Annotated in this window: 12 protein-coding genes and 1 tRNA gene; 6 read left to right on the top strand and 7 right to left on the bottom strand. The window is 64.2% G+C overall.

The genetic code is table 11. From position 1 onward, the window contains the following. Nucleotides 1-13: 13 nt before the first annotated feature. From folK to GGR40_RS02060, 3 genes are read right to left on the bottom strand one after another with little or no spacing between them, the layout of a single operon-like run. Nucleotides 14-523: a 2-amino-4-hydroxy-6-hydroxymethyldihydropteridine diphosphokinase gene (folK, locus tag GGR40_RS02070; protein WP_429274536.1), complete on the bottom strand. Its 510-nt coding sequence runs from the start codon at nt 521-523 to the stop codon at nt 14-16. A 17-nt stretch (nt 524-540) separates the two neighbouring features. Then, complete coding sequence (gene aguB / locus GGR40_RS02065) at nt 541-1,407, bottom strand: N-carbamoylputrescine amidase (protein WP_429274535.1); 867 nt, start codon at nt 1,405-1,407, stop codon at nt 541-543. Nucleotides 1,408-1,455: 48 nt separating this feature from the next. Continuing rightward, a complete protein-coding gene (locus GGR40_RS02060) occupies nt 1,456-2,337 on the bottom strand; it encodes a class I SAM-dependent methyltransferase (protein WP_429274534.1) in 882 nt (293 codons plus the stop codon). 119 nt (nt 2,338-2,456) lie between these two features. On the opposite strand from GGR40_RS02060, the gene msrA reads away from it, so the two are divergent. Then, nucleotides 2,457-2,987 (top strand): peptide-methionine (S)-S-oxide reductase MsrA, encoded by a 531-nt coding sequence (msrA, locus tag GGR40_RS02055; RefSeq protein WP_429274533.1) that lies wholly within the window; start codon nt 2,457-2,459, stop codon nt 2,985-2,987. A 203-nt stretch (nt 2,988-3,190) separates the two neighbouring features. After that, complete coding sequence (locus GGR40_RS02050; RefSeq protein ID WP_429274532.1) at nt 3,191-4,261, top strand: choice-of-anchor A family protein; 1,071 nt, start codon at nt 3,191-3,193, stop codon at nt 4,259-4,261. Between the two features lie 87 nt (nt 4,262-4,348). On the opposite strand, the gene GGR40_RS02045 is transcribed toward GGR40_RS02050, so the two are convergent. Continuing rightward, nucleotides 4,349-5,740: a DEAD/DEAH box helicase gene (locus GGR40_RS02045; RefSeq protein ID WP_429274531.1), complete on the bottom strand. Its 1,392-nt coding sequence runs from the start codon at nt 5,738-5,740 to the stop codon at nt 4,349-4,351. 171 nt (nt 5,741-5,911) lie between these two features. Continuing rightward, nucleotides 5,912-6,385 (bottom strand): hypothetical protein, encoded by a 474-nt coding sequence (locus GGR40_RS02040; protein WP_429274530.1) that lies wholly within the window; start codon nt 6,383-6,385, stop codon nt 5,912-5,914. A 269-nt stretch (nt 6,386-6,654) separates the two neighbouring features. Between GGR40_RS02040 and GGR40_RS02035 the strand changes: the two genes are divergently transcribed. Together GGR40_RS02035 and GGR40_RS02030 are read left to right on the top strand one after the other, a co-directional pair. Continuing rightward, on the top strand, nt 6,655-8,076 hold the full coding sequence (locus GGR40_RS02035) for an FAD-binding oxidoreductase (protein WP_429274529.1): 1,422 nt from the start codon (nt 6,655-6,657) through the stop codon (nt 8,074-8,076). A 135-nt stretch (nt 8,077-8,211) separates the two neighbouring features. Beyond that, a complete protein-coding gene (locus GGR40_RS02030; protein WP_429274528.1) occupies nt 8,212-9,012 on the top strand; it encodes a SapC family protein in 801 nt (266 codons plus the stop codon). A gap of 289 nt (nt 9,013-9,301) precedes the next feature. On the opposite strand, the gene GGR40_RS02025 is transcribed toward GGR40_RS02030, so the two are convergent. Next, complete coding sequence (locus tag GGR40_RS02025; protein WP_429274527.1) at nt 9,302-10,255, bottom strand: N-formylglutamate amidohydrolase; 954 nt, start codon at nt 10,253-10,255, stop codon at nt 9,302-9,304. Nucleotides 10,256-10,415: 160 nt separating this feature from the next. Between GGR40_RS02025 and cpdR the strand changes: the two genes are divergently transcribed. Both cpdR and GGR40_RS02015 read left to right on the top strand, forming a co-directional pair. After that, nucleotides 10,416-10,790 (top strand): cell cycle two-component system response regulator CpdR, encoded by a 375-nt coding sequence (gene cpdR / locus GGR40_RS02020; protein ID WP_429274526.1) that lies wholly within the window; start codon nt 10,416-10,418, stop codon nt 10,788-10,790. A gap of 132 nt (nt 10,791-10,922) precedes the next feature. Beyond that, a tRNA-Val gene (locus GGR40_RS02015) sits at nt 10,923-10,997 on the top strand. A gap of 41 nt (nt 10,998-11,038) precedes the next feature. On the opposite strand, the gene GGR40_RS02010 is transcribed toward GGR40_RS02015, so the two are convergent. Then, complete coding sequence (locus GGR40_RS02010) at nt 11,039-12,112, bottom strand: tyrosine-type recombinase/integrase (protein WP_429274525.1); 1,074 nt, start codon at nt 12,110-12,112, stop codon at nt 11,039-11,041. Nucleotides 12,113-12,149 lie beyond the last annotated feature (37 nt).

The raw sequence follows: 12,149 nt of genomic DNA, 5'->3' as shown, positions 1-12,149 counted from the left end.
CGTTGCGGAAGCGTCACCTAGGGGCCGCGCGCGGCTTGGTCAAGCGTGCTCGCAATTGTCCCACAGTCAGGTTCGTCAGCGGATCGCGCCACTGCCCTGCGATCTTGACCGCCGGGTCCAGCACGAAGCGTCGTTCGCGAAAGGCCAGGTGCGGGATAACCAGACCCTGCGCCCCGGCATCGCTGGCATAGGCCCCGCCGTTCCACAGCACGATGTCGAGGTCGAGCACCCGCGCGCCCCAGGCACTGCCCCGGCGGCGGCGACCGAACCTGTGTTCGATGCGGTGCAGCTTGTGCAGCAGTTCGTCAGGCTCACGCTTCGACCGGACAAGCGCGACGGCATTGGCATAGCGCCTGCGCGAAGGGCCAAGCGGCGCGCTTTCCATCACCGGAGATGCGACGACGACGTGCAGCTTGCCACGATCGAGCGCCGCCAGCGCAGCCCCCAACACCCGGCGTGGGCTGCCGTGGCGGGGGTGGCGCATGTTGGAGCCCAGCGCCACCAGATAGCGATGCTGGCCCATCCGCCCCCCGCTCTTCCTCAGATGTCCTGGGCCACGCGCGTGTAGAGCTGTGGCCGCCGGTCGCGGAAGAAGCCCATGCCTGCACGATGCGTCGCAGCGCGGTCAAGGTCGAGGGTGGAGACCAGTACGCCGGTTTCGTCGCGTCCGAACTCGGCGACGTAGTCGCCCCACTCATCCGTGATGAAGGAGTGGCCGTAAAACGTCTGGTCACTGTCGCATTCGGTTTCTGCACCGATGCGGTTGGCAGCGATGACCGGCATGCAGTTCGACACCGAGTGGCCCACCATCGCCCGGCGCCACATGCGGCTGGTGTCAAGCGTGGCATCATACGGCTCCGACCCTATCGCCGTGGGGTAGAACAGCAGTTCCGCGCCCATCAGCGCCATGACGCGCGCGCACTCGGGATACCACTGGTCCCAGCACACGCCCACGCCGATGCGGGTGCCGAACACATCCCACACCTTGAACCCATCGTTGCCGGGGCGGAAATAGTACTTTTCTTCATACCCCGGTCCGTCCGGGATGTGGCTCTTGCGGTACGTGCCCATGATCTCGCCCTCGGCGTCGATCATGGCCAGCGTGTTGTAGTAATGATGCCCGTCCCGCTCGAAGAAGCTGGTCGGGATCGCGATCTTCAGCTTCGCTGCGAGTTCACGCATGGCAATCACAGACGGGTGCTCGGCGGTCGGGCGGGCCAACGCAAACAGCGCTTCCTCTTCCGTCTTGCAGAAATACGGGCCGGAGAACAGTTCGGGCGGCAGCACGATCTGCGCGCCCTTCGCAGCCGCGTCCTCCACCAGCGCAGAGACGGCGGCGATATTCTGCGCCTCGTCGGCGGAACCGAGGGCGAGTTGCAGGGCGGCGACTGTTATCTGGCGGGTCATGCGGCCCCAGTTATGGATTGGGCCGCATGAAGTCCAGAGCAGCCCGCATCAGTCACGCTTGCGAAACAGCAGCGTCATGCGGTCGCTTTCGCCGATGGCCTGGTATTTGGCCTTGTCCTGATCCTTCAACGCGTAAGTCGGCGGCAAAGTCCACACGCCGTTGGGCCAGTTCGCAGAATCCTTGGGATTGGCGTTGGCGTTCGAAGTGCCGACGAGATCAAAGCCATAGACCTTCATCAAGGCTATCACGTCGGCCTCGCGCAAGTAGCCCTTCGATCCGTCCGTGTAGGAATAGGGTGCGTCTGCCTTCGCGCGGTGCTGCTCGATGCCGATCAGGCCGCCGGGCTTGAGAAGCCCCCGCATCGCCCTGATCTCGTTGCCGGCGATGTTCCAGTTGATCAGGTTGTGCATCATGCGCGGGATGACGATGACATCGAACGTGCCCGCCTCGCCTGCCGGGGCAGCGTCCAGCGTGTAGGCGGCGAAGCGATCCGCCGGCAGGCCGGTGAATTTGGCGACGTCGGCGGGATAGGCGGCGGCTGCCTTGCGGATGCCGTCCTGCCGCTCAGGCTTGAACGCGCCACTGGTCGGATTGAAATAAAGCCCCACCAGGTGGCCCTTCTGCCCCAGATAAAGACCGAGGAAGCGCGAGTACCACTCACCCCCCGGAGCATATTCGCCGACCTTCATGTCAGGGCGGATGCGGAAGAACTCCAGCGTTTCCACCGGACGGCGATATTGGTCGCGAGCGCGATCGTCCTTGCGCAGCGGGTTCGCCGCCACGGCTTCGAGCGGCGCCTTGCACCCGACGCAGGGCGGCGGCGCCTTTTCGCCAGTCTCCTTTTGGGCGGCCTGCGCGGCCAGCGGAACCGCTGCCAGTCCGATCAGCGAAGTCAGGGTCAGGGCCAAAATTCCGGGGGCGCGGCGCATCGGATTCTCCTCTCGAAAGGTCGATGGCGCGAGACTACTCGCAGCGCGGGCAATGACAACCGCCATCGCGCTCCCTATCTAGCCGCCAACCCTTCTGGAACTGAGGACAAGTGACGAAAATGGAAACGGCAATCGTAGCCGGTGGGTGCTTCTGGTGCACCGAAGCAGTGTTCCGCGACGTGGTCGGCGTGGAAAAGGTGGAAAGCGGCTATATCGGCGGCGAAGTGGAGAACCCCACGTACAAGGCGGTCTGCTCGGGCACGACCGGCCATGCCGAGGCGATCATGGTGGAATACGACCCCGCCGTGATTTCCTATGCCGACATGCTCGACGTGTTTCTGGGCACGCACGATCCGACGCAGCTCAACCGCCAGGGCAACGACGTCGGCACGCAGTACCGCTCGGCGATCTTCCCGCTCGACGATGCGCAGCGTGAGGAAGCCTCTGCCGCCATCGCGCGGTGGAACGCGGACCACGCCGGCGAGACGGCGGTGACCACCATCGAAGGCCCTGCTCCGTGGTATCCGGCGGAAGACTATCACCAGGAATACTGGGACGGCGAAGGGCAGCGCAACCCCTACTGCCTTGCCGTGATCCCGCCCAAGCTGATGAAGCTGCGCAAGAGCTTCCAGAACAAGGTCAAGAGCTGATCTTCCTTCCACGCCCCGGTCCTCTCCGTATGGAAGAAAGAGGGCCGGGGCGGTGCCTGACGGCAATTCTTCAAATATCGTAAAGACCGGCCTCGCACCCCTTCCCTGTTCCAGCAAGGGACAGCGGAAAAGTGATGCTTTCCAAAAGCTCGGGTAGATATACTGATCCCGGCATCGCTTCACGCCAGTTCGGGACATATGCCGTGGCTTCCTACCGTACCGTTTCGCTTTCGTTCGTCGCCATGGCTGCCGCTCTTTCCGCCAGTCCGCTCCTTGCCAGTTCCGGGATGATCGCGGGCACCGACGTGCTGCGCACCTGGAATCTCGTGGTGCTGGGCGACCTGACGTCCTCTTCCGAGGTGGAGGGGCGCACGTTCGTGGGCGGGAACCTCAACGGCAACTCGTCGAACTACCAGATCCAGCCGATCGCAGCCTCGGCCACCGGTACGCCGGGGCTGACCGTGGTGGGTGACGTCAACGGAGGCGCCAAGAACCTCAACAACGGTTCTGGCGCCATCGTCGGCGGCAACGTCAACAGCGGCCTCAACCTCAACGGTGCGGCACAGACGGTCCGGGTCGGCGGATCGATCAGCAATACCAACGTGAACAACAACACGGTGACCGCGGGCCTTTCTGCCAGCGATCCGTCGTTCAGCCAGAACCTTACCCAGCAGTCGAGCCTGATCCAAACCTCGATGACGGGTCTGTCGACCACGATGAGCCAGCAGGCGGTCAACAGCCAGCTGACCATCAGCGGCAATCGCGGCACGTTCAATGCGCAGCCCGACGCGAACGGCGTGGCGGTGTTCAACATCTCCTCCGCCGACCTCGACAGGATCGGCGAGATTCAGTTCAATCTGAACGGCGCCGACACCGCGATCGTCAACGTCTCGGGCACGTCGATCTCGCTCAACGACAACTTCCTGGGCGGCACGCAGAACCTTGGCGAGCATGTCATCTGGAACTTCCCCGATGCCAAGGATCTGTCCCTGACGACTGCGTGGGGCGGCTCAGTGCTGGCCCCCGGCGCGGCGGCAACGACGGGTAACTACATCCAGGGTTCGGCGGTGTTCGGCAGCCTTGTCCAGAACGGCGAGATGCACGTCGGTACGTATACGGGCAGCTACAACCCCGCACCCAGCGATCCCGGTACGTCCACCGGCAGTTCGACTTCTTCGGGCGGCACCAAGGTGCCGGAGCCGGGCATGCTGGGCCTGTTGGCTGCAGCGGCAGGCGGCCTGCTGTTCTGGCGGCGGCGGCGTGCAGCGGCCTGAGGCGCGCCGAACCGCCCCATCATTCCAAAGAAAAACCGCGCGAGGATAGCTCCTCGCGCGGTTTTTCGTTTCATCTGTTCGGCGGGCTTACGCCAGCGCCGAGATGTTGAGGAAGCCCGGGATCGGGCCGTTCCAGCCGCCGTCGTCCTGCGGCTCGGGCTGTTCGCGGCGGCGACTGCGACGCGGCTCCTCGGCCTTCGGCTCGCGGCGGGGCGCACGCTCGGCACGTTCTTCGCGCAAGGGGCGCTCTTCGCGCTCCGGCCTGGTGGCACGGGCCGAGCGCGGCGACCGCGCGGGCTTTTCCTCGCGCGTAGACCTTGCGGCACGGACGGGTCGGCCTTCGTCTGCCTCACCCGCGCTGTCCAGATCGAGCTGGTAGACGGGGATCGCACCGCCGGTCAGCTTCTCGACGTTGGCAATCGCCTCCGCGTCCTCGGGAGCGACAAAGGTGAAGGCACGGCCCGTAGCGCCGCCGCGACCGGTGCGCCCGATGCGGTGCACGTAGTCGTCAGGGTGCCAGGGCGTGTCGAAGTTGAACACGTGGCTCACGCCCTTGACGTCGAGGCCGCGCGCAGCGACGTCGGAAGCGCACAGGATGCTGATCTCGCCCGCCTTGAAGCGCTCAAGCTCGGCGTTACGCGCGGACTGGTCCATGTCGCCGTGGATTTCACCGGCAGAGAAACCGTGCTGCTTCAGGCTCTTGGCCAGTTCGCGCACAGTGGTCTTGCGGTTCGCGAAGATGATTGCGGTGCCGACGTTGTCGGTGCGCAGCAGGTGGCGCAGCGCCTCGCGCTTCTTGCGCGAAGACACCGCCACCTTGTGCTGGACGATGTTCGTGTTGGTGGAGGCCGGACGCGCCACTTCAACGTACTTGGGGTTCGTCAGGAAGCGGTCGGCCAGCTTCTTGATCACCGGCGGCATTGTCGCCGAGAAAAGCAGCGTCTGTCGGCTGGTCGGCAGCTTGGAGCAGATCGTTTCGATGTCGGGGATGAAGCCCATGTCCAACATGCGGTCCGCTTCGTCGATGACGAGCAGTTCGCAGCCGGTAAGCATGATCTTGCCACGCTCGAACAGGTCCATCAGGCGGCCCGGCGTGGCGATCAGCACGTCGACGCCTGCCGACAGGGCCTTGAGCTGGTCCCCCATCTGCACGCCGCCGATCAGCAGCGCCATCTTGAGGTCGTGGTTCTTGCCGTACTTCTCGAAGTTCTCGGCGACCTGGGCGGCCAGTTCGCGCGTCGGTTCGAGGATCAGCGAACGCGGCATCAGCGCGCGGCGGCGGCCATGGCCCAGGATGTCGATCATCGGCAGAACGAAGGCAGCGGTCTTGCCGGTGCCGGTCTGGGCGATGCCGATCAGATCCTTCATCATGAGGACAGGAGGAATCGTCTGCGCCTGGATCGGAGTCGGCTCCGTATAGCCTGCGGCGTCAACCGCTTGCAGCAATTCGTCAGACAGGCCGAGATCGGCAAAGCTCATAGGCGTTTGGTTTTTCCGGAAAATATAATGTAAAACAGCGGCACGAAGCCGGAGCGGACCAGAACGCCGCCCACGACGCCTGCCGCGAGACTGCGGCCCCTTTGCGGAAAAAGGCGGGAAAGTCAAGGAAATCCGCGTAGCGCCGGGATTTGCAGCGCCCGCCTCTCGCCTTCAGCGGTCTTCTTCGACCAGCTGGCGGATGCGCGTCAGGCGGCAGCTCATCCCTCCGCGCGAAAGAAGCGTATCGCGATCGACGCACAGCCGCCCGTCCTCGCTCCGCTTGATCAGGAAGCCCGAATAGAAATCGCGCGCGCGGCACGACCGGTCGAGTTCAGCGCTCACCACCTTGCTGTCGCGCATGAGGAGGAGGAGCCGGTTGGCGCGATCCGGACGGACGCTGAGGATGCCCGCGACAGGCAGGCATTTGCCGATCTTGCGTTCGGTAATATCCCCCCGCCCTTCTTCCGGCATGCCGACAAACATCTGCGGCATCGGCACCGACGCGCGCGGCGTGATGCGAATGGTCATGCGCTGCTCGATGCGAACCTGCCAGGCATCTTCGGGAGCGATCCCGGCCAACAAACCCGCCATGATAGGCGCATCCGGCAGCGGCGTAATCGAGTCGGGCGCAGGCCAGAGCGCCATCTCTGCCGGAACTGCAGCCTCTACCGGCTTCTCTGCAACAGCGTCGCCGCTTCCGGCTGCCGGAAGCAGCAGCAGGAAAGGATACAGCACGGCGGAGGCAAAACTCATTCCTCGATCGAATCCCGAAAAATCGGTTGTCCACGCGCAGGACGATCACGCCCCATAGGGCAAGAGCTTGAACGCCCGCTTAACCTGTTGCGATCCTTGCCCTGTATGACGATTTTCCGTCGATGGTGAAACAGACCCATGCCTGTGCCATAAGCCCGCTCATGACCGTCTCTGCATCCTTCCTCGAAGCCGCCGGCACCTTGCTCGGCACCCGCGGCCTGACTACCGACCCCGACCTGCTGGCCCCCTGGCTCACTGACTGGCGCGGACGCTTCACGGGGCGTGCCTGTGCGCTGGCCTCTCCGGCCGACGTCAGCGAAGTTTCGGCGCTGGTGCGGCTTTGCGCCCAACATGGCGTGCCGATCGTGCCGCAGGGGGGCAATTCTGGCATGTCGGGCGGTGCCACTCCCGATGAGACGGGGACAGCGCTGCTCCTGTCGCTGCGCCGGATGAACGCCATCCGTGCGATCGATACCCAAGCCCGCCGCGCCACCTGCGAGGCCGGGGTCATCCTGCAGACCCTGCATGAAGCCGCCGAGGCACAGGACTTGCGCTTTCCCCTGTCGCTGGGCGGCAAGGGGTCAGCCACGGTCGGCGGCCTTGTTTCCACCAACGCGGGCGGCACGCAGGTGCTGCGCCACGGGTCGATGCGGGCGCTGGTGCTGGGGCTGGAAGCGGTACTGCCGGACGGGCAGGTCTTCTCCCAGCTTACCCCCCTCAAGAAGGACAACCGGGGCTTCGACCTCAAGCAACTGCTTATCGGCTCGGAAGGGACGCTGGGCATCGTCACTGCCGTTACCCTGCAGCTGGAGCCTGCCGTGGCCGAGCGCGTGGTGATCTGGGCGGGCGTATCCTCCCTGCCCGCCGCGCGCGCCCTGCTCCTTCATTGCGAGGCTGCGGAAGGCAACGCGCTGGAGGGGTTCGAGGTCATGCCGCAAGCCAGTATCGATGCCGTGGTCGATCACCTGCCCACGGCGCGCCCGCCGCTGGAGGGCCGCCACGCCTGGCACGTCCTTGTCGAAGTCGTCGCGGATCGCAGCACGGCCGAGACCCTGCGCGACCGCTGCGAGGCGATGATGGCAGCAGCCTTTGAAAACGACCTTGTCGAGGACGCCGCCTTTTCTGCCAGCGAGGCACAGGCAGAGGCGTTCTGGCTGATCCGCGAAACCGTTCCGTCAGCCGAACGCGCGCGCGGGCCCGCCGTGCAGCACGACATCTCGGTTCCAGTCGAGGCTATGCCGGCCTTCGTCGAGACGACCGCGCCGATGCTGGAGGCCGAGTTCCCCGGCACTGAGGCCATCGCCTTCGGCCACTTGGGTGACGGCAACGTTCACTACCACGTCATCGCCCCGGAAGCGCCCGACGCCCGCGCCTGGAATGCAACGCAGGGCAAAGCGATCAGCCGGCGCGTCCACGATCTTGTGACCGAATGGGGCGGCTCCATTTCTGCGGAGCATGGCATCGGCCAGCTGAAGCGTGACGAACTGGCACGGCTCGGCGATCCGGTGGCGCTTTCCATGCTGCGTTCGGTGAAGCACGCGCTTGATCCTCGAGGCTTGCTGAACCCGGGCAAGCTGGTCTGAACTGTCTGTGAGGAGAGACTGCTCCATTCCGGGTGGCAAATCCCTGAAAGCCACCCGACTCGCGCTTGCGCGCCCGCTTTCGAGCCACTAAAGCGAGCGCCTTCCGAAGTTTGCACACCCTTGCGGAGAGTACCCATGGCCAGCGCGCCTCAGAATCCTGCACTGCCCTTGTTCTACAAGGACCTGATCCCGCTCAATTCGCAGCAGCACGCGAACTGGAAGACCCGTTCGACGGACAAGGCCACCTGGCTGGCGGGCATCAATTCGGTGCCGCTGACGGTGGAGGAATTCGCCCAGGCGCAGCGCAACTTCCCGATCGTGTTCACTTCGGGCGAAAATCCGATCCCGATCGTGCTGATGGGCATGAACGAAGGCGTGAACGTCTTCGTCGACGAAGACGGTTCGGTGAACACCCCGATCTACGTGCCTGCCTATGCGCGCCGCTATCCGTTCATGCTGGCCAAGCTGCGTCAGGACAGCGACGAACTGTCGCTCTGCGTCGATCCGACCAGCGATCTCGTCGGTGAGATCGAGGACGGCCAGCCCCTGTTCGAAGGCGAACAGCCCACCGAAGCCACCACCAACATGCTCAAGTTCTGCGAGAACTTCGAGATCGCCGGCACCAAGACCGCGCAGTTCATGGCCGAACTCCAGAAGCACAAGCTGCTGATGGACGGCGAGTTGAACATCGAAGTCGGCGGCCCGCAGCCCTTCAACTATCGCGGCTTCCAGATGGTCGACGAGAACAAGCTGCGCGAAGTGCGCGGCGACGTTCTGCGCCAGTGGAACCAGAGCGGACTGCTGCCGCTCGTCTACGCGCACCTGTTCTCGCTGGAACTGGTGCGTGACATCTTCAATCGCCAGGCCGTTCAGGGCAAGGTTCCCAACTTCACCCTGCCGACCGCGGAAGACGCGCCTGCAGGCGCTGAAGCCTGAGTTCCTCAGCGCCCATTAACCTTTGAAGGGTGGGAGTTATGACACTTTTGTCACACTCCCACCCAATTCGAGAAGCATCGCTCATAGGTCGCTGGACATTTCTTGTGAGCGCTGCTTCAAGAATCGCTTGAATGTCGGAAACGGTGGGCCTATGTAGGCTTTACCCGACCGGCGCTACCCTCATGGCCCGTTCGGGTTGGTGCACATCGTGCACCTCCTCCCTGAACCTTGGCCACCTCGTGCATCGCACGAGGTGGTTTTTTAATGCCTTCAGGGATTTCTCCTCACGTCATTCAGCCGCCAGGGGCCACTGCGCAGCGCCTGCGTCGCGCCCGAGTTCGGCGGTGACATCGGCAAGCCGCCGCACCAGGCCGCTCAGATCCTCGATCATCGCTGCCATGCCCTCACCCGGATCGACCAGCGCCGAATCAAGATAGCGGCTGCGATCAACCTCGATCTGCATGGCATGAACGTTGCCGCGTGGATCACCATGTCGTTCCAGCACATAGCCTCCGGCATAAGGCCGGTTGTGCGCCGCCTCGCGCCCCACCTGCCCGAAATGCGCAAAGGCCGAAGCCACGAGGCTGCCATGGCAGCTGGCACCAAAGCGGTCCCCGACCACGATCTGCGCGCTTGCACCTCCCCCGGGCGATCCCAGCGGCGGCATGGAGTGCAGATCGATCAGCAATGCCGCTCCCCAGCGATCGCGCAGCCGGGCCAGCGCGCCGGCGAGCGCGGCGTGATACGGCACATGAACGCCATCGATGCGCTGGACCAGATCGTCCTTGCCGAAGCGGCGCCGCCACAAGTCGCCCGATGCCGCGAGCCGCCGGGGCACCAGCCCCAGTCCGCTGCGCACGCGCCGACTCGGCTGTCCGGCGCCATGTACCGGCCGGGCATCACGCACGAACATCTCCCAGTCCACATCGTCGGGCGCCCGGTTGAGATCGACCAGTGCCCGCGGTGCGTGCGCAATCAGCAGACTGGCCCCGGTAGCCTTGGCGACGCCGCGCCCCAACACGTCGGCGTGACGGTCCTCCAGCCTCAGCGCCACCGCCGGGCCATGGCGCATGTCCGCGAGCAGCTCGCGCGAATAAGCGCGGCCCGCGTGAGGCACCGCGATCAGCACCGGGACCTCGGACGGCCTGCGCTCGAACATGGTGAAGGCGGCCTGCCCCGGCGCGCCGGCTATCCGCCCACCCGGCTCACCATGCGAATCATTCTCATCGAACCGTTCGGTCATCCATCCGAAGCTGTGCGTTTCACTCCGTCGTGTCAAAGCGTCCCGATACCGGTCACCTCGAAATCGAGACAAGAAATTTAAACCCTTGGGCTGTAAGGCTACGGACAGACAGCCCGCGTCGCCCACGATACAAGAAACCCTACGAGACTGGACACCAGCGATGATCCGCATTCTCCTCGCCGAAGACGACGACGCCATGCGCACTTACCTTGCACGCGCATTGCAGAACGCCGGCTACAGCGTGGTCGCCGTCGACCGTGGAACCGCCGCCATCCCGCACCTGAAGAACGACGATTTCGATCTGCTGCTGTCGGATATCGTCATGCCCGAGATGGACGGCATCGAACTTGCGCAGAAATGCGCAGAGATCTCGCCCGCCACGAAGGTCATGTTCATCACCGGCTTTGCCGCCGTGACCCTGCGCGCCAGCCGCGAGGCGCCCCAGGCCAAGGTCCTTTCGAAGCCCTTCCACCTGCGCGACATCGTGATGGAAGTGCAGCGCATTTTCGGCCTGACAGAGCAGGCAACACTCTGAGTTCAATTTTTTCAAAAAAGCCTCTTGCCAGCCTGAACGGCCACGGCTAGAGGGCCAGTCCTCCGGCGGGGACACTCACCGGAGACGCTCGAACGACCACTCTGGTTCGTCAGCTAAGTCGTTGAATGGAATGGGCGTATAGCTCAGTGGTAGAGCACTATGTTGACATCGTAGGGGTCGCAAGTTCAATCCTTGCTACGCCCACCATTCCAGAACCTCGGCAGGCCAGTGGCTTAGCCGGGGTTTTCTTATGCACGTAGGACAACAACGTTCTCATCCTTTTGCGTGAGTTTTGCGTGAAGCGCCGGACCGGCGATCCTGGTGAGGTCGGAGACGACGTCTTCGATGCCGTCCCGGATGGTGCTGAGATAGCTCGGATCGAAGATCGCGTAGCGGCTTGAGGTCTTTCTGAGCACGCGGTGGCCAAGCGCCATTTCCAGCTGCACGAGATCCACGCCGCGATTTGCCAGGATGGTCGCCATCGAATGACGGATCAGCTTCGGACCGAAGCCGCCGGGGATGCCCAGCGCGTCACGAGCGCCGTCCCATGCCTTCCGAACCGACCCGACGCCGATCTGCTCGACGACCTCGATCTGCTGCTTCTCGTCGAACGAGGTTCGCTCGCTGCAAACCATCCATTCGTCGGTAGCCGTCAGCCAGGAGTGCAGCAGGTCTACCACCGGCAGGACCGGACGGACCTTCTTCGTCTGCAGGCGCCCGGCCGGATTGAGGGCGAACCGACGCTCGTTCTGCATCCACTGCTCGCGATCGCGATCGACGCTCATGTCAAAAATGGCGTCAGGACGCGCGAGAGTGCAAATCCCGGCGATGAGGTACCTCCGCAGGGGTAGAAGCCGCTCGCCGTGCCCAGCGTAGCTCCCAGCGCCTTTGAGGCTGTAATCGAGCAATTCGCCTAGGGCGTCGATCGAGAGGCGATAGGTGCTGACGGACGTGACCTGATCTCGGGTCTTGTGTGCGAGCGGGGGCACATACCGGACGCGCCGGTTCTTGAACGCGTGGTTGAGCGTCGCTTTGAGCTGGATGATGCTCTCCTCGACGGTCGATGCCTTTCGCTTCCGCTTCTTGCCGTCGATCCAGTTGCCTTGCCCATCCTTCTTGCGCGCCACGATCATGTCGACTTCGACGCCCCACTTGCGAAAGCGGTTCAGCATCTTGTCGTCGATCTGGTCGGGCATCAGGGGAGACGGCATCAGGCCCTGCCCCTGCTCGAACTCCATGAAGCGGGTGAACAGGCCGAGACGGGCGCGGATCGGCTCAGCGCTGGGCAGGTTGCGCCCATGCTCGACGTAGTAGTCCGCCATGGCCTCAGCCACGCCGTACCCTTCCTGCTCCTGCTTC

It is taken from the genome of Novosphingobium gossypii (assembly GCF_050433305.1).
GTDB classification, from domain to species: Bacteria; Pseudomonadota; Alphaproteobacteria; order Sphingomonadales; family Sphingomonadaceae; genus Novosphingobium; species Novosphingobium gossypii.
This window is presented reverse-complemented; position numbering and strand designations above follow the sequence as displayed.

Excerpts from the sequence above, each read along its gene's own strand:
- GGR40_RS02025 (WP_429274527.1), bottom strand. The coding sequence starts at position 10,255 with ATGACCGAACGGTTCGATGAGAATGATTCGCATGGTGAGCCGGGTGGG.
- folK (WP_429274536.1), bottom strand. The coding sequence starts at position 523 with ATGGGCCAGCATCGCTATCTGGTGGCGCTGGGCTCCAACATGCGCCAC.
- cpdR (WP_429274526.1), top strand. The coding sequence starts at position 10,416 with ATGATCCGCATTCTCCTCGCCGAAGACGACGACGCCATGCGCACTTAC.
- GGR40_RS02010 (WP_429274525.1), bottom strand. The coding sequence starts at position 12,112 with ATGGCGGACTACTACGTCGAGCATGGGCGCAACCTGCCCAGCGCTGAG.
- GGR40_RS02045 (WP_429274531.1), bottom strand. The coding sequence starts at position 5,740 with ATGAGCTTTGCCGATCTCGGCCTGTCTGACGAATTGCTGCAAGCGGTT.
- GGR40_RS02060 (WP_429274534.1), bottom strand. The coding sequence starts at position 2,337 with ATGCGCCGCGCCCCCGGAATTTTGGCCCTGACCCTGACTTCGCTGATC.
- GGR40_RS02040 (WP_429274530.1), bottom strand. The coding sequence starts at position 6,385 with ATGGCGCTCTGGCCTGCGCCCGACTCGATTACGCCGCTGCCGGATGCG.
- GGR40_RS02030 (WP_429274528.1), top strand. The coding sequence starts at position 8,212 with ATGGCCAGCGCGCCTCAGAATCCTGCACTGCCCTTGTTCTACAAGGAC.
- GGR40_RS02035 (WP_429274529.1), top strand. The coding sequence starts at position 6,655 with ATGACCGTCTCTGCATCCTTCCTCGAAGCCGCCGGCACCTTGCTCGGC.
- msrA (WP_429274533.1), top strand. The coding sequence starts at position 2,457 with ATGGAAACGGCAATCGTAGCCGGTGGGTGCTTCTGGTGCACCGAAGCA.
- aguB (WP_429274535.1), bottom strand. The coding sequence starts at position 1,407 with ATGACCCGCCAGATAACAGTCGCCGCCCTGCAACTCGCCCTCGGTTCC.